At 57.2% G+C, this 19,618-nt stretch carries 17 protein-coding genes and 1 pseudogene; 6 read left to right on the forward strand and 12 right to left on the reverse strand.

The genetic code is table 11. From position 1 onward, the window contains the following. Positions 1 to 54: 54 nt before the first annotated feature. The 4 genes from FHS49_RS19235 to FHS49_RS19250 form a co-directional block, all read right to left on the reverse strand. A complete protein-coding gene (locus FHS49_RS19235) occupies positions 55 to 903 on the reverse strand; it encodes a tetratricopeptide repeat protein (protein ID WP_184022196.1) in 849 nt (282 codons plus the stop codon). A 204-nt stretch (positions 904 to 1,107) separates the two neighbouring features. Further along, positions 1,108 to 2,016 carry a hypothetical protein gene (locus FHS49_RS19240; RefSeq protein ID WP_184022199.1) on the reverse strand — a complete coding sequence of 303 codons (909 nt, stop codon included), beginning with the start codon at positions 2,014 to 2,016 and terminating at the stop codon, positions 1,108 to 1,110. 227 nt (positions 2,017 to 2,243) lie between these two features. Continuing rightward, complete coding sequence (rtcA, locus tag FHS49_RS19245) at positions 2,244 to 3,257, reverse strand: RNA 3'-terminal phosphate cyclase (RefSeq protein ID WP_184022201.1); 1,014 nt, start codon at positions 3,255 to 3,257, stop codon at positions 2,244 to 2,246. Between the two features lie 29 nt (positions 3,258 to 3,286). Then, on the reverse strand, positions 3,287 to 4,519 hold the full coding sequence (locus FHS49_RS19250; RefSeq protein ID WP_184022204.1) for an RtcB family protein: 1,233 nt from the start codon (positions 4,517 to 4,519) through the stop codon (positions 3,287 to 3,289). A 255-nt stretch (positions 4,520 to 4,774) separates the two neighbouring features. On the opposite strand from FHS49_RS19250, the gene rtcR reads away from it, so the two are divergent. Further along, positions 4,775 to 6,364 carry an RNA repair transcriptional activator RtcR gene (gene rtcR / locus FHS49_RS19255; protein ID WP_184022207.1) on the forward strand — a complete coding sequence of 530 codons (1,590 nt, stop codon included), beginning with the start codon at positions 4,775 to 4,777 and terminating at the stop codon, positions 6,362 to 6,364. Between the two features lie 99 nt (positions 6,365 to 6,463). Here the strand turns inward: rtcR and FHS49_RS19775 are convergent. After that, a pseudogene (locus FHS49_RS19775) lies at positions 6,464 to 6,794 on the reverse strand (antibiotic biosynthesis monooxygenase family protein). A 363-nt stretch (positions 6,795 to 7,157) separates the two neighbouring features. Here FHS49_RS19775 and FHS49_RS19260 point away from each other — a divergent pair. Next, positions 7,158 to 7,478: a DUF736 domain-containing protein gene (locus FHS49_RS19260; protein ID WP_184022209.1), complete on the forward strand. Its 321-nt coding sequence runs from the start codon at positions 7,158 to 7,160 to the stop codon at positions 7,476 to 7,478. Between the two features lie 52 nt (positions 7,479 to 7,530). On the opposite strand, the gene FHS49_RS19265 is transcribed toward FHS49_RS19260, so the two are convergent. Then, complete coding sequence (locus FHS49_RS19265; protein WP_184022211.1) at positions 7,531 to 7,761, reverse strand: conjugal transfer protein TraD; 231 nt, start codon at positions 7,759 to 7,761, stop codon at positions 7,531 to 7,533. A 16-nt stretch (positions 7,762 to 7,777) separates the two neighbouring features. Continuing rightward, the gene (locus FHS49_RS19270) at positions 7,778 to 8,110 is read right to left on the reverse strand and encodes a conjugal transfer protein TraD (RefSeq protein ID WP_184022213.1); all 333 of its coding nucleotides are present in this window, start codon (positions 8,108 to 8,110) and stop codon (positions 7,778 to 7,780) included. A gap of 171 nt (positions 8,111 to 8,281) precedes the next feature. Between FHS49_RS19270 and traA the strand changes: the two genes are divergently transcribed. Next, positions 8,282 to 11,269 carry a Ti-type conjugative transfer relaxase TraA gene (gene traA / locus FHS49_RS19275; protein WP_184022214.1) on the forward strand — a complete coding sequence of 996 codons (2,988 nt, stop codon included), beginning with the start codon at positions 8,282 to 8,284 and terminating at the stop codon, positions 11,267 to 11,269. Continuing rightward, on the forward strand, positions 11,266 to 11,739 hold the full coding sequence (locus FHS49_RS19280; RefSeq protein WP_184022216.1) for a hypothetical protein: 474 nt from the start codon (positions 11,266 to 11,268) through the stop codon (positions 11,737 to 11,739). The genes traA and FHS49_RS19280 overlap by 4 nt, the downstream gene beginning before the upstream one ends. A 27-nt stretch (positions 11,740 to 11,766) precedes the next feature. Here FHS49_RS19280 and FHS49_RS19285 read toward each other — a convergent pair whose 3' ends face one another. Beyond that, the gene (locus tag FHS49_RS19285) at positions 11,767 to 12,447 is read right to left on the reverse strand and encodes a TetR/AcrR family transcriptional regulator (protein WP_221240598.1); all 681 of its coding nucleotides are present in this window, start codon (positions 12,445 to 12,447) and stop codon (positions 11,767 to 11,769) included. A 335-nt stretch (positions 12,448 to 12,782) separates the two neighbouring features. Here FHS49_RS19285 and FHS49_RS19290 point away from each other — a divergent pair, with 335 nt between their 5' ends. Next, positions 12,783 to 13,928, forward strand: coding sequence for an LLM class flavin-dependent oxidoreductase (locus FHS49_RS19290; RefSeq protein ID WP_184022219.1), 1,146 nt, complete (start codon positions 12,783 to 12,785; stop codon positions 13,926 to 13,928). A gap of 54 nt (positions 13,929 to 13,982) precedes the next feature. On the opposite strand, the gene FHS49_RS19295 is transcribed toward FHS49_RS19290, so the two are convergent. From FHS49_RS19295 to FHS49_RS19310, 4 genes are all read right to left on the reverse strand, one after another. Continuing rightward, entirely contained in the window at positions 13,983 to 14,585 is a 603-nt protein-coding gene (locus FHS49_RS19295; protein WP_184022221.1) for a TetR/AcrR family transcriptional regulator, read from the reverse strand. A gap of 55 nt (positions 14,586 to 14,640) precedes the next feature. Further along, entirely contained in the window at positions 14,641 to 15,576 is a 936-nt protein-coding gene (locus FHS49_RS19300) for an SMP-30/gluconolactonase/LRE family protein (protein WP_184022224.1), read from the reverse strand. A gap of 19 nt (positions 15,577 to 15,595) precedes the next feature. Then, a complete protein-coding gene (locus FHS49_RS19305; RefSeq protein WP_246351114.1) occupies positions 15,596 to 16,453 on the reverse strand; it encodes a crotonase/enoyl-CoA hydratase family protein in 858 nt (285 codons plus the stop codon). Between the two features lie 65 nt (positions 16,454 to 16,518). Beyond that, positions 16,519 to 17,628: an LLM class flavin-dependent oxidoreductase gene (locus FHS49_RS19310; RefSeq protein WP_184022227.1), complete on the reverse strand. Its 1,110-nt coding sequence runs from the start codon at positions 17,626 to 17,628 to the stop codon at positions 16,519 to 16,521. Between the two features lie 279 nt (positions 17,629 to 17,907). Between FHS49_RS19310 and FHS49_RS19315 the strand changes: the two genes are divergently transcribed. Then, positions 17,908 to 19,593, forward strand: coding sequence for a class I adenylate-forming enzyme family protein (locus FHS49_RS19315; RefSeq protein WP_343053043.1), 1,686 nt, complete (start codon positions 17,908 to 17,910; stop codon positions 19,591 to 19,593). Positions 19,594 to 19,618 lie beyond the last annotated feature (25 nt).

Here is a 19,618-nt window from a genome sequence, read left to right on the forward strand (position 1 = left end):
ACCATCATTGAGAAGGCTGGCGTAGCGTACGCCCGCGCGATAATCACGCCGATCCTATGCGCGCGTGTACCATTGCAGAGCCTGCTCCTTGTTACTGGCAATGCCGCCTCTGCAGCTCTCGAGAAAATAGCCATACATGTATTCGCCCGCAGGATTGCGCATAAATGCAGAATTTCGCGCTAAAAGAGCTGCTTCAGCCTCACGTCCTTCTTGGCCAAATTCCGCGGAGATTAACATCCGAGAGAACTCAGCCATTGCCTGAGGATGACTTAATTCGGCTGCTTGCCCAACGAACTCGAACGCTCGACTAAGATCTGCTGGACCGCCCAGACCACCCCATTGCAGCCACCCCTGCAGATAGAGACCATTTGCGCTGCCTGCGCCGACAGCTTCGTCGATTAGCCGTTGGCCTAACACGCTATCCTTTTGGGTGCCTTTGCCCATGAGATAGGCGAGTCCCAAATGCGCCTTGCCGAATATGGCGCCGTTCTCGACAGCCCGCTTCAACAACGAAAACCCTCGCAACGGATCGGCAACCTCCGGATCCGCCGAATATAGAAGGTCTGCCCCCTGGACAGCCATTGCGCGAATGTCGCCAAGCCCGACGGCTTTCGAGAGATAGATATGAGCGTGTTCCGATTGCACGTGAAGGGATTTAGGGTTCATATGAATATATGCGAACACCACCATCGCTCTGACGTCTCCGCTATCTGCCAAACCTTCGAGATCAGCGTAGTCCCAGTTGAAAGCGTCTGTCTTTCTGAGGAACGTTTCGGTCTCGGCCCGAAGCCATTCATCACGCGAAATCGCCGACAAGTTGACTTGCGCGCAAGCCACCCAACCGAAAGGCAGTATTGAACTTGCAAATGCAATGATCAATAAAAGCCACTTTGCAGATCTCATTGAACCTCCATCTAGGTTTATGATACCCGTCCGACTGCTTTTACGATATTTCGTATACGCATTCAATCTATGGCTCGCTATTTGCACGATATCGGATAAAATCGCGCATCTATATCAACATGAAATCCGGATAATTTACATTACAATTCAAAAGACAATTTATATAACTACTATAAATTAGACCAAATAATTTTTTTAATAAAATTATTCGATCATTTTTAATAGCTTTTTGGCATTGATCCAGTCACCTGAGTAACTTCGGCCACACGTAGCAGTTTCGTCTTGATTATATTTGTCCTGCAATCTCATTAAAAGAGTATAATTACTCCATTTATTTCTAGATCGTATTACTCTCGCAGATGAGTTGCTTGCGGCACATGAGTAATACCCCTCTTCTCGTTCATTCCCACCGCAACTGCCAATGTTATCGCCAATATCAATATTGTTGCCGTAGCAAATGCGAGTTTTGGGGTTAACTAAGGACGATAATCTGGTTCCATTATCATTTTGAGTGTCGCGTGGTGCAGGAAGGCTGGCAATACGCGTTTTAACGGCCGAAATTTCAGTTTCTAAAAATGATAGTTCGTTACCTAGTGTAGAAAGCCGGTTGTAATGTGCCCCATAAGCAGCCGTGATCTCTGCACGACACTTGAAATTTCTACCCATAATTTCAGCAATAATGTGGGGTTGGCCGAATGCCGACTTCACGAAGGCGAACCACTGCTCTATATCCATGGCAACGCTGATCGCCATTGGCGCATGCCTAGAGGCAACTTTTTCCCATGAGGCATTGCCGGCGTAAAGTGCGACCTTCGCGGCTGACTCTCGATTGCATTGATTGATCCACTCTGGCGCGAGTGATTTTGCTCTTTGAAATGCTGCAAATTCACGCCTCATGCCATTGAGTTTTTCATCTCGATTAGCTGTTAGCTCATTTTGCAGGGCATTCAATTCGGCATGGCTCAGCGGGCTCACCGTGACACGAGTCCCGGTCGGCAATTTACTGGTTTGCGCCAACGAGGCGCCCGGAATAATTGCTAATAAAACACACGTTAACAAAGCAGCTCTAGTACAACGCATCCCTCTGCCCCTCGTGTTGACCACGATATGCATTGCCTTACATGTCGAGTGCAGTCCACCAAGATAATGACCAGCCAACACGGCCGGGTCTGCTGGAGGATCCAACCTTAAGCCGCAACCGGTAGGTCAGTTAAATTTTGCACAGCGATCTAGCAGATTGGAGCTATCGTTCCTGAACAAACAGACGTTCCGCTTTCAGAGAGTCTAATTGGTGCGCTGAATGGCGGAAATTGGTCGGTACGCGACCCTTCGATCAGGAATCAGACGGGAGCCACCAAGTGGCTCCCGTCTGCAAGCTGCTCAAACTCAAATCGCTTTCCTGTAAACATGGCGATCACGTCTGCAGCCGTTCTCGCGTGCTGGCTCGGCTTCACCGTCGTAAATGAACCGCCGCCCGCCAAAGCGAATGGAAGAAGAAGCTGATCGGCCAGATAAGGTCCTGCGAATGCAGTTGACCCGAGGTAGCCCGACATCCTCTGAGATGCGGTTTTCGCAAGAGATTCTGCGGAGACACCCAACTTCCCAAAACCCGTCACGATTTCCGTCACATGTTCGAAAGCGGATTCCAACAACAGCACGTTTCCCGGTCCCAAATCCTCGGGGAGCTGCCGCACGGCGAACGCATTGTCGGGCCAATCCAGAAGTTTGCGCGCCGTACTGATCTCCCGATCAGCGATGCCGAAGGGCAGGCCAGCGAAAAGGGCCGTGGCCGAGCATGAGATTGCCTGTCCTCGGTCCGTGCATTCGATCGGCGCAAGTCGGGACGGCGAGATGACGACCTCAATCTTGCCGCCACCACGGGGATAAAAGCCATGCCGGATCAAGCGTGCTTCAACGCGCGGCCCCATGCGGCCGATGATCGGCAGAAATGACCGCTCAATAAAATCGAATGGAGGGGCCATCATATTATGGGTTCCACCTTCCAAGAAGATGCGAGATGGTTTGCCCGCTGCAATGAGCGGCATCAGGATAGTCTGCAGCACCAGGCCGGTGCTACCGGCCGTGCCTACAGAAAAATGGTAATCGCCCGGCTCAACCCGTCCCGGCCGGAACTCGATCTCCAACGAGCCTACCGCTAGACCTGAGCATTCAGCATTGCCGATGGAACACGCCGCTTCGATTGCGGTCATATGCTGCCGCATAAGACCGGGCTTTGCACGCTTGCCCCTGATGTTCGTGATACGGAATGGCTCGCCAGTAACCAGCGACAGGGCAAGTGCATTCCGCACGACCTGACCGCCCCCTTCGCCCTCCGCACCGTCTATAATGATCATGATTTCCCCTTCGTAGAGGCGTGAAGGGCTTAGCCCTTCACGCACACCACCTGCTTCAACGTATGGACAATCTCGACCAGGTCGCTCTGCGCGGCCATCACGGCTTCGATCGATTTATAGGCCTTGGGCGTCTCGTCGATTACGCCCTCATCCTTGCGGCATTCGACACCCTGGGTGTCAGCCACATGCTCGGCCAGAGTGACCTCGCGCTTTGCCTGGGTGCGGGACATGACGCGCCCTGCTCCATGGCTGCAGCTGTCGAACGACTCCGGATTTCCAAGCCCGCGCACGATGAACGATTTCGCGCCCATCGATCCCGGGATGATGCCCAGAACACCCTTGGCTGCCCGCACCGCGCCCTTGCGGGTCACCAGCACGTTCTGTCCAAAATGGTTTTCCCTCTGAACATAATTGTGATGGCAGTTCACCGCCTCCAACTCTGCATCGAACGGTTTCGCAATCTGGGTCCGGAGGGCACGGATCACATTCGTCATCATCATGCGCCGGTTCAGCGCTGCAAAATCCTGCGCCCAGCCAACCGCTTCGACATAATCGTTGAAATGATCTGTTCCTTCAGGAAAATAGGCGAGATCTTCGTCGGGCAGATTGATGAACCATTTGCGCATGTCCTGCTTCGCCAATTCGATGAAGAAGGTGCCGATGGCATTGCCAACGCCGCGCGATCCGGAATGGAGCATCACCCACACCCGCTGCTCAGTATCGAGGCAAAGCTCGATAAAGTGGTTGCCGGTGCCCAATGTCCCCAGATGAACGAGGTTGTTGGTCTTGCCGAGCTTGGGATATTTGGCGACGATCTGCCCAAAACGCTCTGCAGGTGACGCCCAGGCTTCCACGATGGCGGCCGGGGGGTCGCCCCAGGATCCCGTGTCGCGCTTACTACGTCCGACTGAACGGCCATGCGGAACGGCCTGCTCAATCGCCGAGCGAACGCCCTCCAGATTGTCGGGGAGATCGCTCGCCATCAGCGAGGTGCGCGCAGCCATCATTCCACAACCGATGTCGACGCCAACGGCCGCAGGGATAACAGCGCCCTTGGTCGGGATCACCGAGCCGACGGTAGCGCCGATCCCGACGTGCACATCAGGCATTGCGGCGACATGCTTAAAGACGAACGGCATCAGGGCCGCCCGCGAGAGTTGATCACGCGCCTTGTCGTCGATCGGCACACCGCGCGTCCACATCTTGATGGGCACACCGCCTTCAACGTGCTGGAAATCGAATTTGGCTTCGGTCGTCGACATAGAAATCTCCATTCCGCTTGGGGCGACCGGCCTATTCCGGCCGCCCCGTCACCGCGGGTCGTGCATGAATTCGCATGCACGACATCAATCACTGAGCATGTGCCGTGCCAGAATCTAATTATCCGGGAGGTTTTAAGATAACCAATTGTATTTTAATGTTTTTATTAAAGCATTTTTTTCTCAGCCTGAATCTCACCAGAATGAACATCTATATTTACGATTTCATCATATAGTAGTTTATCCTATAGGATAAATATGAAACCACTCGTCGTTATAGGATTTCTCGGTTCAACGCTGGATGGCAGCAAATTTGGCCCGTCCAGGTGGAATAAGTGGCGGCCGTCCGTTGGCATCACGATGCAAGAGGATCTGCGCGTCGACCGGTTTGTGCTGTTGCACGGCACTCCCCATGGGCGGCTCGCGGAATATGTTGCCGAGGACATCGCGTCCGTCTCGCCCGAAACGACAATTGATTTACGTCGCATGGACTTCAAGAACCCGTGGGACTTTGAGGAGGTTTACGGAAAGCTGCTCGATTTCGCCCGCGCTGAGCCGTTTGACCCTGAGGTCGAGGATTATCTGATACACATCACAACGGGCACGCACGTTGCTCAGATTTGCCTGTTTCTATTGACCGAAGCTCATTATCTGCCAGGTCGCCTCCTTCAGACACAGCCATCACGCGGCACAGTTAGTCCCGTTGGCGAATGGAATACGATCGATCTGGATCTCTCACGCTACGACAGCATTGCCACGCGTTTTGCGGTGGCTTCGGCCGAAAGCCAGTCGTTCCTCAAATCAGGCATCGAAACGCGCAACGCTGGGTTCAATGGCATTATCGACGAGATTGAGCACGTCGCGCTACGTTCAAAGGCTCCCGTTCTCTTGATGGGCCCGACGGGCGCCGGGAAGAGCCAGCTCGCCCGCCGCATCTATGAACTGAAGCGCCTCAAACACCAGGTCGGCGGCGCCTTTGTCGAGGTGAACTGCGCGACCTTGCGCGGTGATAGCGCGATGTCGGCCTTGTTCGGTCATCGCAAAGGCGCCTTCACAGGTGCTGCAGCAGACCGGCCCGGCCTCTTGCGCAGCGCAGACAAGGGGATGCTGTTTCTGGATGAGATTGGAGAGTTGGGCCTTGATGAGCAGGCGATGATCCTGCGTGCTATAGAGGATAAACGCTTTCTGCCTGTCGGCGCAGACAAGGAATCCGCTGCGGATTTTCAGCTCATAGCTGGGACAAACCGCGATTTGGGGGAGGCGGTTGCGTCAGGTATATTCCGTGAAGATTTATACGCCCGCCTTAATCTGTGGACCTTCACGCTTCCAGGACTTGCAGAAAGGCGTGAGGATATCGAGCCCAATCTGGACTATGAACTGGATCGTTTTGCCGAACGCGAGGGGCAGCGGGTGAGCTTCAACAAGGAAGCGCGTCAGCGCTATCTCGCATTCGCCATATCGTCCGACGCGCGCTGGACCGGGAATTTTCGTGATCTCGCTGCGAGCGTGACGCGCATGGCAACGCTTTCTCCGCGTGGCCGGATCGACGTGGATTGTGTCGACAGCGAAGTCGCGCGGCTGCGCAAGCTGTGGCTTCACGCCAATGCGGTCGATGATGGACTTGCCTCTCTGCTGTCGGATGAAGCGCTTGCCGCACTCGATCCCTTCGATCGCGTCCAGCTTGCCGAGACCGTCCGCATTTGCAGAGCAAGCCGCTCGCTTTCCGAAGCGGGGCGATCCCTATTCGCCGCTTCCCGAGCAAGGCGCACGAGTGCCAATGATGCGGACCGTTTACGCAAATATCTGACGCGATTTGGGCTGGACTGGTCCGCTGTTGCGAAAAATTAGCGTCCGCTATTGGGATGCTAAAAACGGCACGCGAGCGGCAATAATGGGTCGACAGCCGCCACAAAAAACCAGCACGCGCAAGGCTTCTCCAACTCCTCCCTATCCCAGTTTTCGCGAACGCATCAACAAATCATCGGTGACCGTCATCGTGAATATCGGATATGCGTCGGCTGGAACCTCAGCGATGGCATCCTCGAAAGCAGCACGGGTTTCGGGTTCATCATAGACCATCTTCTGATCGAACGCCGTGCGCCAGGTGGTTTCGTCGGGCCATTCGGCATAGCCAACGAACCGTCCATCGGCATCGCGGTGCAGTCTCGATCCGTAGCTGCCGTAGCGCGCGGATGAGATCGGTGCCGCGCGCCCAGGCGCGCCTGAACTGATCTTCCTTGCCGGTTTTGACCCGCCACCAATAGACCGCGACGAACATCTCTGCCTCCTGCCGTGGATTGCATTCCATCGCTTCAACGCATGGCGGGATAGATCTGCCCCTATCAACCTTTGTCGATCATAATTCCTGCTGCCCAGTCAAATCCGTCTCCATCGCGCCAGGAACCGATCCATGGACTTTGACGCCTGGGTCTAAGGCGGGGCCGCGGTTTCAAAACCATCGCGGCCGGATCATTTTCCCCGCAAGGCTTCGCCTGCTCCTCGCGGAACCAAAATGACCCGCCGCTTCCGGTCCTGCGCTGTCGCTTCGGCCTGTCGGTTCGAACCCGCTTTCTGCCCCGCCTTTGTGACCGTCGTGTCGCCCAGGGGATGGTCCCTTGAGCCATATGAAGGATACAAGACAATGCCAGCCATCGGATATGTGAACCTCGCCAAGGACGGCAGCTTCAAAGGCCAGATCAAGACCCTCAGCATCCGTGCCGAGATTGCCATCAACCCCGTGCCAAGCAAGACATCGCCAAGCCATCCCGACTATCGCATCGTGTCGGGCGAGACCGAGATCGGCGCGGGCTGGATCCGCACCGGCGAGAGTTCGGGCAAGGACTATGTATCGCTGGTCCTCGCCGCCCCTGAGTTCGGTCCGCGCCGGCTCTATGCCAACCTCGGCCGTGCCGCCGGTGGCAAGGACGATGCATTCGTCCTCCTCTGGAATCCGGCTGACTGATCCCGATATCCCCGCAGCTTGCGCTGCGGGGATATTCGCGTGTTCGGTTTTGCTATTCTCGCTTCTCCGCCAGAGCTTCTGCCTCCATCCGGAACGCGCGCTTGCCGCGGCGCTGCCACAGCGCGATTTGTGATTGCGCGTTTTCGCTCTGCAGCTGGGCCGCGATATCGAGCATCGCGCCGTAAATCGCGAACCGATCGTCCTCCACAAGTTCGACCAAACCCGATTTGATGACGAGCCCGCCCAGCTCGATCAGATGATGGGTGCGCTCCCTGCGCTTCACCACCCAGGCCCTTTTGTTATGCCGCGCCTGACTGAGCTGGATCCGATAGCGCAGCGCCCGCAGCCGTCGTGTTGCCGCTCGGGACTTTCCCAGATCCACGACGAGCGTTTGACTGGGCGCTGCTGCCTTGAAAGAAGGCAGCCCCGCGCCTGCGCCAGTCCTCCTTTATAGCCTTGTCGCGATTGCCCGATCCCTCGAGCAATATCCCGGCGAGCGTCTCGGCATCGAGATCGCCGGCCCCGCAAGCGGTCACCAGCTCGCCGAGCTGCTGGATGCGTCTGGCCTTGAGGTCGCGGGTCTTCGACTCAAGCGCTTTGAGTTCAGCATCATAGTCGCGCAATTTTCGCATCGGATGACTCCTTGGGATGGCCCTTCGGAGTGGAGATTGATCGATTGTTTCAATGATGCAAACACGCTGCTACACAGTGGGACAAAGTATTCTCGAAAATCATGAAATGTTTTGAGAGCGCGCTTATACGTCGTGCCGACGGGCTTTTTTAGGTGTAGTTGGATTGCCGTCATGGCGATCTATCATTTCTCGGTAAAAGTGATCTCACGCGCTGCGGGCAGCAGTGCGGTGGCCGCGGCTGCGTATCGTTCGGCATCGCGCCTGCATGACCGGCGGCTCGACCGCGGGCATGATTTCTCCAACAAGGCAGGCGTTGTCCATAGCGAGGTGATGCTCCCGGAAGGCGCGCCCGAGCGCTGGCAGGACCGCGCCACTTTGTGGAATGACGTCGAGGCAGCGGAGGTGCGCAAGGACGCGCAACTGGCGCGCGAGATCGAATTTGCGATCCCGCGCGAACTGACCCAGGAACAAGGCATCGCCTTGGCGCGCGATTTCGTTGCGCAGGAGTTTGTCGCCAACGGCATGGTCGCCGATCTCAACGTGCATTGGGATGTGGGCGCAGGCGGTGAGGCCAAGCCGCATGCCCACGTCATGCTTGGCATGCGCGAGGTGTCGGAAGACGGGTTTGGGCCGAAGGTCCGCGACTGGAATCGGACCGATCTGCTGCAGCAATGGCGCGAGCGCTGGGAAGCGCATGTCAACACGCGGCTGGCCGCGCTGGATATCGACGCACGCATCGATCGGCGTAGCCTTGAAGCGCAGGGGATCGATCTCGAGCCGCAGAACAAGATTGGGCCTGCGGGCGCGAGGCGACTGGAGCGCGGCGAGAATGCCGAACGCGCGGTCGATCATGTCGAGATCGCGCGACGCAACGGCGCGCGGATCGCGTTGCAGCCTTCGGTGGGCGTGGAAGCGATGACCCACCAGCAGGCGACGTTTACGAAGCGCGATATGGCGATGTTCGCGCATCGCCATTCCGCCGATCACGATCAGTACGATCGGGTGCTGGGGGCTATGAAAGCCAGTCCCGAACTGGTCGAACTGGGAACGGATGGCCGGGGTGAGGCGCGGTTCACATCGCGCTCGATGATTGAGAGCGAGTTGCGCCTGCAGCGCTTTGCCGATGGGCTGGAACAGCGCCAGGGTCATGCGGTTCCGGCCACCGCGCTCGCACGAGGGATCGCGGCAGCCGAAACCCGCGGCCTGCAATTGGGAGGGGAACAGCAAGCCGCTCTCCATCATATAGGAACAAAGACCGACATTGCATTGGTTGTCGGATATGCCGGCACCGGTAAGTCCACCATGCTCGGCCTCGCGCGCGAGGCTTGGGAAGAACAAGGCTGTACCGTGCGCGGAGCCACGCTGTCGGGCATCTCGGCTGATAACCTTGAGTCCGGTTCGGGCATTCGCTCGCGCACGATCGCAAGCCTTGAACATCAATGGGGCCAGGGCCGCGATCTGCTCACATCGAAAGATGTGCTGGTGATCGACGAAGCCGGGATGATCGGCGCACGGCAGATGGAACGGATCGTCGCGGCCGTCCACAAAGCCGAAGCCAAGCTGGTGCTGATCGGCGATGTCCAACAGCTCCAGGCGATCGAGGCGGGCGCGCCCTTCCGCGCGCTGGCCGAGAGACATGGCGCGGTTGAGATTACCGAGGTGCGCCGTCAGTCCGAAGACTGGCAGCGCGATGCGACCAGACAGCTTGCCACCGGCCGCACGGGTGAAGCGCTTGAGGCCTATGATCGCGCGGGCATGGTGCATGAGCATGCGAGTCGCGAGTCGGCGCGAAAGGCGCTGATCGAGGGCTGGAATCGCGAGCGGCAGGCCGAACCGGAGGCCAGCCGCATCATTCTGACGCATACACGGCAAGAATGCGATGAACTGAATGCGCTGGCACGCGATGCCCTGCGCCGTGATGGGACATTAGTCACTGATATTGCTGTCAAAACAGTACGTGGCGAGCGCTTGTTTTGTGAAAATGATCGTATCATGTTCCTGCGCAACGAACGCGCGCTTGGAGTGAAGAATGGGTCCGCAGGCACCATCGAACAGGTCAGCAAAGACCACATGCGGGTCACACTCGATGATGGGCGCGGCGTCGCGTTCGACACCAAGACTTACGCCGACATCGACCATGGCTATGCGACCACCATCCACAAGGCGCAGGGTGTCACGGTCGACCGGGTGCATGTGCTCGCCACACCGGGTCTCGACCGGCACGCCACCTATGTCGCGCTGTCCCGGCATACGGACAGCGTGCATCTTCATTATGGCAAGGATGACTTTGCCGATCGGGGCAAGCTCGTCCGCACGCTCGCGCGCGAGCGCGCCAAGGATGCCGCACTCGATTATGACACCAACGCCTTTGCCGAGCGCCGCGGCATCCGCGTCGCCATCGCGCAGATGTTGGCGGCTGAAAAGGTGCCGGGATGGGATCAGCTTGAGCTTCCGGTGCCAGAGCCAGCCAAAATCGAAATCCGGCGCGGGATGTTCGACGGGCTGCGACTTAGTGTGCCGGGTGCGCCATCACTCCCGCGCGCGCCTGGTATGTTCGCTGGGATCAAGCTCCAGCCGATGCCCGAGCGTGCTTCTGCCGAACAGTCCCTGCCCAGTGTCGCCACGCAGCGGCGGGCGATCCAGATCTATGCGCAGAGCCTGTTGGACGCACAGCGCATGATCGATCGTGGCCTGCCCGTGCTCGAGCATCAGAAAAGTGCGCTTGCGCGCAATGAGCTCTCCCTTGAGCAGACCCGACCGCATGCGCTCGCCGATATGCGCGAGGCATTCCGGCAGAATCGATCTCTGATTCAGGAAGCTGCCGCCGGCCGCACCGATGCGTCAATCGGCGCCATGGCCCATGAGGCCAATGTGCGGACTGATCCTGCGCTTCGCGCCGACCGGTTCGTCCAGCGGTGGAACCGGATGCGCAAACAGCTTGATGCAGCCGAGGGCCGCCAGCGTGACGGCGTCGGCAAAGCGATGAACATGATGGTCGACGGTCTCCACCGGGACCCTCAGCTCGAATCCCTTTTGCGCCAGCGTAAGCAAGCGCTTGGCCTTATGCGCGATGAAGATCGCGTGCATCCATCCCGCGGCCTGTGCGGAGATCTGATCGACATGATCGGCCACGGACGTTCACGAGGACTATCGCTATGAATGAAACGGTGATGACGAGATCCAATACGGCTGACGATGCGGCCCAGGCGTTTGAAGGCATGCGTCGCGAGATTTTCTCGCAGCGCGGTGAGATGGCGCTGCTGATGCGCAAGGTCGAGGAGGTCTTGCTGCGCGATGATATCAAGATCCCGGATTATACCGACACGCTGGCAGTAACCAACGAAATACTCTCCAAGCAGACCAAGACGATAGCTACTTTGGCAGGAAGCCCGATGCTCAAGCTGCTGCCTGATGATTACCAGACCCAGATGGAAAGCGCGCGCAGCAAGGAGCGTGAAGCGTTGCGCGGCGTCACGGCGGCGGCGGTGAAAGCGTTCGACGATGCCGCCAAGTCGGTGAGCGCTACGCTTGTGCAGGTGCACAGCGTCAGGCAGCAGCGGCAACTGATGGGCGCCGCCGCGGTGTTTGGCGCCGCGCTATGGGCGACAGGTTCTTGGCTTATATCCTAATTACCGAGACCGAACATCTCCGCGCGCTCACAAATTTTCGCTTGGCGCTGACGCGAGCCGGAGCGGCATGCACATACCTTCCACAATCTGCTCCATCGTGTCTTCCAGTGCTTCTGAAAAGGTTTCCCCAAATGCGGATTCGTCAGTCCCGTGGTGGCGCATCAGAATATTGAGGAACATCAGACTGACGCTTATCAGGCGCCGCTGGGCCACGAACGGGGGAAGATAATCGATCCGCTCACGCATGAGATGCAGTGCTCGTGTTAGATTGGGTGGCTCCGATCCGCTGAAATCGCCAAATTCGGGAGACCGGCTTTGAAGTAGATATTGGCTCAGGAAGCTGGCGTAAGAGTGGTTGCCGTCAGCATCTTGCAGATCGAGTTGAGGTAGCAGGATGATTTCCAGGATCGTGCGCGCGTCTTTTAGGCGTCCATGCGTCTGGGCGTTATCCAACATGGCGCCACGCGCTGTTTCCATCTGATCCATGCGATAATCAAAAATCGCGCGAACCAAACCCTCGCGCGAGCCGAAATGATATTGAACTGCAGCGTGATTACCTTGCCCCGCTTTCGTCGCGATTTCTCGCATCGAGGCGCCATTGATCCCATTTTTGGCAAAGAGCTGTTCGCCCGCAAGAATAAGCCGGATTTTCCCGTCCAAATTGTCGATGGACGGGGTCTCTGCGGTCTCGACGATGATGTTTGCCAAAAAGAATCATCCTAAAACAAGTGTCATAAATTATCCTCCTCGCAGATGCGGGAAGGCCGAAAATCGAACCCGATAGTGGGTTGAATTTCCTCGCATGGTACAGGAATGCTGCGCGATGGCAAAGCTCACGCTACTCAAAGCCCCGGAATCTTATCGGTTTTAGGTGGATATTCGACAAGTGAAACCCGCATCGAGGTCGTACGGGTCTAATTTACACTTGACTTAAAATACGTCTCAAGATTATCACCCTAATCGTCATTAGACAGCGACGCAGCGGAACCGCGAAAAGACGGTAAAAGCCGATGCGATGCAATCGACGCTTAAGGAGAGAATTCATGGCGATGGAAACCGGCCTCATTTTTCACCCCTATATGCGTCCAGGACGCACCGCGAAGCAGACGTTCGAATGGGGTGTTCAGAATTCCGTAGCCTGCGACAAGGCGGGCTTCACATCTATGATGATCTCCGAGCACGCTTCGCAGATCTGGGAGAATATCCCTAATCCCGAGCTGATCATCGCCGCCGCAGCCCTGCAAACCAAGACGATTAAGTTTGCACCGATGGCGCATTTGCTGCCGCATCAACACCCGACAAAATTGGCAATGACGATCGGCTGGCTGTCGCAGATACTCGAAGGTCGCTACTTTCTTGGCATTGGTGCCGGCGCCTATCCGCTCGCCTCCTACATGCACGGCATTCGGGGCGAAGACCAGGAGACCGAACGGCTGAATGACAGAGTTCGCGAGTCGTTATCAATCATGGAGCAAATCTGGAAGCGCGAGCCGTTCTTCTTCGAAGGCAAATATTGGAGTGCCGGCTTTCCAGAGGAGGAAGAAGCCCTGACCGAGGAAGACGAGCAGCACAAGCTCGCCAATTATTCACCTTGGGGTGGCGACATGCCCGAGATCGCAGTGACCGGATTCAGCAAAAATTCGCCGTCGATGAAGCTAGCCGGGGAAAAGAATTTCAAGCCGGTGTCGATCTTCTCCGGGATCGATGCGCTCAAGCAGCATTGGAAAATATACTCTGAGGCCAATATTGCGGCTGGCTTCACTCCAGATCGGCAGCGTCACGCCGTCTCGCAGACGGTGTTCTGCGCAGACACTGACGCCGAGGCGAAGAGCGAAGTGATGAACGGACCAATCGGCTATTGCTTCAACAAATATCTAATTCCGATCTGGCGCAGATTCGGCATGATGGACGGCTTCGCCAAGGACGCCGGGATCGATCCTGCCGATGCCGATCTGGAGTTCCTCGTTGATAACGTCTTCGTGGTCGGGTCACCGGATACGGTTGTCGAAAAACTAAACACGTTGTTTGAACAGTGCGGTGGCTGGGGCACCCTGCAAGTCGAGTCACACGATTATTATGACGATCCGTCACCGTGGTGGAACTCCCTGGAGCTCATCGCCAAGGAAGTGGCTCCGCGAGTCAAACTCCCTGGCGCCACAGCAGTGGCGGCAGAAAACGTAGCCGCTTGAATGTGAGGCACGATAAGAGGGCGGGGAGTGACATCCCCGCCTTTCTGAATCGCCTTAAATGGCTGCAGAGCTGGGATTGGCAAACCCGTGGAGCAACAGATCGGCTGCCTGCTCTGCGATCTGAGCTGGTCCCAACTTCCCTGGTCGATACCAGGATGAGCAAGAATCCAGCATTGCGATCAAGAACTTCCTGACCACGGTCGCGTCCAGCGCTGCGCTGGCGCTCCCGTCCGCCTGGGCAGCGACAATCAGGTCGCGCCAATAATTGTCGAAGCTCGAATAGGCCGCAAGAACCCGCCGCCTCATTTCGTCAGGCAGATCGTCAAATACGCGCGCAACCGCGGAGGAATAATCGTCGCCTGACAGCAGGAAGTCGATGTGAGCGACAATGGCAGCTCGGAGCCTTACCACGGGTGCCGCGCCTGGGCCTAAAACCTCCACGCGGGCCACAATATGGCGGCTGTTGTGGTAAATCCCTTCCATCATCACTTCCTCGACCAGATGGTCCTTAGACGGGAAATGATGATAGATGCTGGGCGCCAGCATACTGGCTCCCTTCGCGATCTCACTCAGTTTGGCGCCGGCAAGCCCCTTCTGTCGAAGGACTTTTGCCGCTGAATCAAGAATGCGGGTTCGGCCATTATCTGCGTGTACCATGGTGCCCCTTAGCAAAAATATGGCCGAAAGACAGTCTTATGGATGCTTTCGCCCTTTAACCGGCATAAGCGCAGTTAGGCACACCGGGCGCGGGGGGATCAAGTATCTCGAACAATCCACCTGCAAGGGGCTGCTGAGCAAAAGTTTCGGCAGAGAAGCCCTGCGACCCGGTAATCAGGAACAGGCGTGAATGGTCGCTGCCTCCAAAGGCTGGGCGAAGCCCTCGGCGCACTGGCAAGCGACGCTCCTCAAGCAGTGTCGCGTTCGGCGTAAATCGGCGCAACACCCAGCTTTCATAGAAAGCCATCCAGATGCAGCCATCGACATCGACCGCCATGCCGTCGGGATAGCCGTCCTCCGGCTTGAACTTCAGAAAGTCACGGCGGTTCGATAATGTACCATCGTCGGCGACATCATAAACCCAGCTTACGAGCGGCATCGAGTCGTTGACATAGGCTGTCCTGCCGTCTGGGCTGAACGCCGGTCCGTTGGCGGTCACGATATTACGCTCCTGCGTACTCACCGTACCATCTGAGTCCAGCCGGTAGAGTTCACCAGTGTTGCGCACGTCCAGATTTCCCAGAGTGCTTTCCTTGTCGTCCGTCGTCGTGCTTTCGTCCCACTGACTAGAATCGCAAGAACCAGACCAGTAGCGACCCTTGCGATCGGTCACGCCATCGTTCAACCGCGCGATCTTGGGATTGGGAATCGGATGAATGAACGGCGCGTAGATATTCTTCTTGGGATCGACATGCGCAAAGCCGTCCGCGCATGAAGCGACGAAGCCACCGCTGGCTCGCGGCGCTATTGCGCTGATCCAGGCGGGGGCCGCCCAGCGTCCGGTTTGGCCGCTGTCGAGATGATACCAGTTAATGCTGGGCGCTTCGATGTCGACCCAGTAGATGCAACCGTCCCGCTCATCCCATACCGTGCTTTCGCCCAAGATCGCCTTGGCATCCCATAGGCAACGCCAGCCTTCGCCTTCCATCATCGCTTATCCTATTCTGGTTCTATAACTTGACCATTGGGTCGCCAAAGGGTTCGTCACGCTGGCGCACTGCCTCTTTCAGTCCTTGGGTGCGCACCGTATCGTTGAACTGCGTACGACTGGCTGCGAGGTGACCGCGCGCGTCCATTTCTGCGGCCATGCGTTGCAAGGTGCGCGCACCCATCAGTTCCAGCCCGACATTAACGATGCGCTTGTTCGCACTAAGTAGATCGGTGTCGATCTGGGCGAGACGTTTTGCCAGCGCAGCCACTTCCGCGTCCAACTGGTTGGCAGGAACCGCCTTGAGAGCCAAACCGATGTGCGCCGCATCGTCGCCGCGGATTGAATCTCCGGTAAGCAATAGCCGCTTGGCCCATTGTGGCCCCACCAAATATAACCACATGTGGCTCGGAAGCGATCCTTGCGAGCGTGCAGGGGGGAAACCGAACAAGGCGTCGTCCGCACAGATCACAATGTCGCACAGCAGGGCAAGGTCGGTTCCGCCCGCCAAGCAACGGCCATGGACCTGGGCGATGACGGGCTTGTGCATATCGAACAACGCCATGCGCAGGCGCTGCGCCCTCTCCTGATGCCAAGTGTCATCATCGAATTTCGCCCGGCCGCGCTTGTGATCGATGTGCCCTGGTATTGGCTGGTCGTATTTCTGAAGGTCGTAGCCGGAACAGAAATCCGGGCCGGCAGCTTTCAGAACGACAGCATGGACGCGATTGTCCTCATCCGCTTCCCACAATAAATCGTGAAGTCGCTCCTGCAAAGGTTCGCTCAGCGCATTGCGCTTTTCGGGACGATTGAGGGTGATCCAGGCCGTGCCGTCACGGACTTCGTACAGCACCGGCTGTGCAGCGTCTTCCATGTTCATCCTCTTATCCCTTCCACAGCAACGTCTTGCGCGTTGCTGTGGATTAGCGTCGACATAATAGCAGGTCAGCCAACCGATTGAAGTGGTGCAGGCGCCATGGCCGGGGCAGAAACATCGATGTCTTTCAGATGTGGCAGAACCTTGCGGGCGAAAAGCTCATAATTGTCCCGACCCACTTCGAAGGGCATATCACCGAACTGGGTGTAGATGATGAAGCTGCCGACATCGAAGCGATCCACCATCGATGTCAGCTTTTCTACGACCTCCTCCGGCCGCCCCCATATCTGGAGATCGGCGAGGAAATTGTTGAATTTCTCTATGCCGTGCTTTTCAACGCTGTTGGCCAGCGCGCCATAATATTCATAGCCTTCGATCTTCTCGAATTCCTTGTTACCGAACTGGTAAAAAGAGGACGTGGAACGCGCATATTCAACCAGATATTTGTCGCGCATTTCTTGGGCTTTGGCGGCATCTTCGTGGACTGCAACGAAGGCGACGACGACTGGCTTGGGCGCCGGTCGGCCCTGCATGGCGAAGAAGCGGTCGCGATAGCTTTTCACGTCTTCCGCGACCCTATCCCAGGGCTTCTGGGCGATGATCATCAAGCCGACGTCCAGGTTCGCCATCAGCTTGACCGACTCAGGCGATACGGCCGACGCGAACACACGGCCACGGTAGCTGGCGTAAGGGCGGGGGCGCAGCTCGACGCGCGGCTGCTGAAGATATTTGCCATTATATTCCATGACGCCAGTTTCCAGCGCCTCCAGCAGCGCTTCTGCATATTCACGGAACCGTTGGCGGGCCTCGCCCATAGGCACCTGAAATCCGTCAAACTCGCCTTTGCCCAGACCCCTGCCGATGCCCAGGATCGCGCGGCCTTCGGACAGTTGATCAAGGAGGAGAAAGCTTTCGGCGATGCGAACGGGATTTTGCCACGGTAAAACGGTTACCGTCGTGCCCAGTTTGATCCGCTTCGTCTTAGCGGCAACCCAAGACAGGAACTGCGGCACATTGGGCGTCATCATATAGCCGGTGAAATGGTGCTCGGGTGTCCACACAGAATCGAAGCCTCGATCTTCAGCCTCCGCAGCCAAAGACAATTCATGCCGGAACACCTCGATATCGCTGACCTGATCCTTGAGATTTTGGAACGTCAGCCCCAAACCCACATCCATATACGCCTCCAAGAACTTCGTGCTGAAATCAAACTAACGACAATTAGGGTGAGTTGGCAACCCCCTGTCGAAACTCCGCTGACGCCCTTGAGAAATCAGGTTATGGAAGACCCACATAATCTTGTTAGAATAATCCTTGGAAATCAATAGATTATGATATTTTTATCCATCGCCTCAGGCTCAGAAATCGCTACTTAGCTGGGGCAAAAAATGGATGATGCTTGACGCAAAAGGCCAAAGGCGACATATGAATCATAATTAGGTAGAGGGGATGTTGCTGTGATCGAAGCCATAGCAGAACGGCGTCAAGCCATGTCTGACCGACATCCCGTCTGGTTGGAAATGAGCCTGAGCGCCTATCTCGTGCGCGCACAGCAACATTTCGCTGCCAAGCCCCTCGTTATTACCGACGCTGAAACGCTGAGTTATGCCGCGGTTCTGAGCCAGTCCGAGCGATTTGCTGCAGCCCTTTCTGCGCTTGGGATTGGCCATGGCGATCGTGTCGGGCTATTGCTGGCCAATTATCCGATCACGGTGTCATTGATGTTTGCGATCTGGCGAACGGGTGCGGTCGCTGTGGCCATCAATACGCTCTATGGTCCCAAGGATCTCGAATATGCCGTTCGGGAATCAGGTTGCAATCTTATCATCAGCATGGCGCGCTTCGGGTCGCGCCGCTATGACGTCGAACTCGATGCTCGGGTTCCGGGATGGCGCACTGGCGAATGCGCCGCCCTTCCGGAGCTGCGCGCAGGCCTTGTATATGACGCGGAGGCGCCTCAGGACTTTCTCGCCTCCCTCCCGACGGGCGAACTGCCGACGCAGAACGCGGACCCGCATGATCCCGCCGTCATCATGTTCACGTCGGGCACGACCGGATCGCCGAAAGGGGTCATGCTAACTCATGACAACCTTTTGAGGGCGGCTTATGCGGGCGCGCACCATCAGGCGTTCGATGAAGGCCGACGCGCGGTTTTCTCGCTTCCCCTATATCATGGCTTTGGTCTCGTCGTGGGCCTGTTGTCCGGCATGATCGTGGGTGGATCTATCGTCCCCCTGCTTCGGTTTGATGCAGATGCTCTGCTGTCGGCGACTGAGCGACATCGTGCCACATATCTGATGGGCGTTCCCACCATGACGATCGCGATGATGGAGCGGGCAAAGATCAAGGCTTATGATCTGAGTTCGCTCACCGCCGTCCACAGTGCCGCAGCGCCTACTCCAAGCTGGGTCTGGCGGGAAATCCAGGAGACGTTGGGTTGCAGCGAGATTTTCACAAGTTACGGCCAGACCGAAGCGACCGCGACGATCGTATGCACCCAACCTGGAGACTCGATCGAGGTGGTGGCGGAAACGCAGGGCTGCATTGTACAAGCAGGCGTCGCCGGAATTGCTGAGCAGGATGGCCGAATCTGCGAATTTAAGACCATCGATCCCGTCACCGGCGCCGATCTGCCAATGGGCGTCGCTGGCGAACTGTGCACAAGGGGGCCGATGAACAGCTTGGGCTATTTCCGCCGCCCGGAAGAAACCGAAAAGCTTTTCCTGCCCGGTGGATGGCTGCGCACCGGGGATCTGGGTCAGTTCCGACCGGACGGAAACCTGTTCCTGACCGGCCGTTCAAAAGAATTGTACAAGAGCCGGGGTGAGCTGGTGTCGCCCAAGGAGCTCGAGCAGCTTGTCACCACCCATCCCGCAATCGCGCAGGCCTTTTTCATCGGCATGCCCGATGATCGCTGGGGCGAGTGCGGCTGCGCATGGATCGTCCGCGCCGAAGGCCATCATCTGCCTGAGGACGACATAATCGCCTGGCTGAAACCACAGGTCGCGGGGTACAAGCTGCCACGCGACATCTGGTTCATTGCAGAGGGGGACTTGCCGAAAACCGGTACGGGCAAGGTCCAGAAGAATATTTTGAAAGAGATGGCGCTGGCTCACCTCGCCGCGCAACGAGGCGCGGCCTGAGAACGCCGCCCAGACATGGAAAGAG

This window comes from Sphingobium boeckii, from assembly GCF_014199215.1.
GTDB classification, from domain to species: domain Bacteria; phylum Pseudomonadota; class Alphaproteobacteria; order Sphingomonadales; family Sphingomonadaceae; genus Sphingobium_A; species Sphingobium_A boeckii.

What these genes read in the sequence shown, in the direction of transcription:
- FHS49_RS19240 (WP_184022199.1), bottom strand. Translation starts at nt 2,016, where the DNA reads ATGCATATCGTGGTCAACACGAGGGGCAGAGGGATGCGTTGTACTAGA.
- FHS49_RS19235 (WP_184022196.1), bottom strand. Translation starts at nt 903, where the DNA reads ATGAGATCTGCAAAGTGGCTTTTATTGATCATTGCATTTGCAAGTTCA.
- FHS49_RS19260 (WP_184022209.1), top strand. Translation starts at nt 7,158, where the DNA reads ATGCCAGCCATCGGATATGTGAACCTCGCCAAGGACGGCAGCTTCAAA.
- FHS49_RS19270 (WP_184022213.1), bottom strand. Translation starts at nt 8,110, where the DNA reads ATGCGAAAATTGCGCGACTATGATGCTGAACTCAAAGCGCTTGAGTCG.
- traA (WP_184022214.1), top strand. Translation starts at nt 8,282, where the DNA reads ATGGCGATCTATCATTTCTCGGTAAAAGTGATCTCACGCGCTGCGGGC.
- FHS49_RS19295 (WP_184022221.1), bottom strand. Translation starts at nt 14,585, where the DNA reads ATGGTACACGCAGATAATGGCCGAACCCGCATTCTTGATTCAGCGGCA.
- FHS49_RS19290 (WP_184022219.1), top strand. Translation starts at nt 12,783, where the DNA reads ATGGCGATGGAAACCGGCCTCATTTTTCACCCCTATATGCGTCCAGGA.
- FHS49_RS19300 (WP_184022224.1), bottom strand. Translation starts at nt 15,576, where the DNA reads ATGATGGAAGGCGAAGGCTGGCGTTGCCTATGGGATGCCAAGGCGATC.
- FHS49_RS19305 (WP_246351114.1), bottom strand. Translation starts at nt 16,453, where the DNA reads ATGAACATGGAAGACGCTGCACAGCCGGTGCTGTACGAAGTCCGTGAC.
- rtcR (WP_184022207.1), top strand. Translation starts at nt 4,775, where the DNA reads ATGAAACCACTCGTCGTTATAGGATTTCTCGGTTCAACGCTGGATGGC.
- rtcA (WP_184022201.1), bottom strand. Translation starts at nt 3,257, where the DNA reads ATGATCATTATAGACGGTGCGGAGGGCGAAGGGGGCGGTCAGGTCGTG.
- FHS49_RS19310 (WP_184022227.1), bottom strand. Translation starts at nt 17,628, where the DNA reads ATGGATGTGGGTTTGGGGCTGACGTTCCAAAATCTCAAGGATCAGGTC.
- FHS49_RS19250 (WP_184022204.1), bottom strand. Translation starts at nt 4,519, where the DNA reads ATGTCGACGACCGAAGCCAAATTCGATTTCCAGCACGTTGAAGGCGGT.
- FHS49_RS19280 (WP_184022216.1), top strand. Translation starts at nt 11,266, where the DNA reads ATGAATGAAACGGTGATGACGAGATCCAATACGGCTGACGATGCGGCC.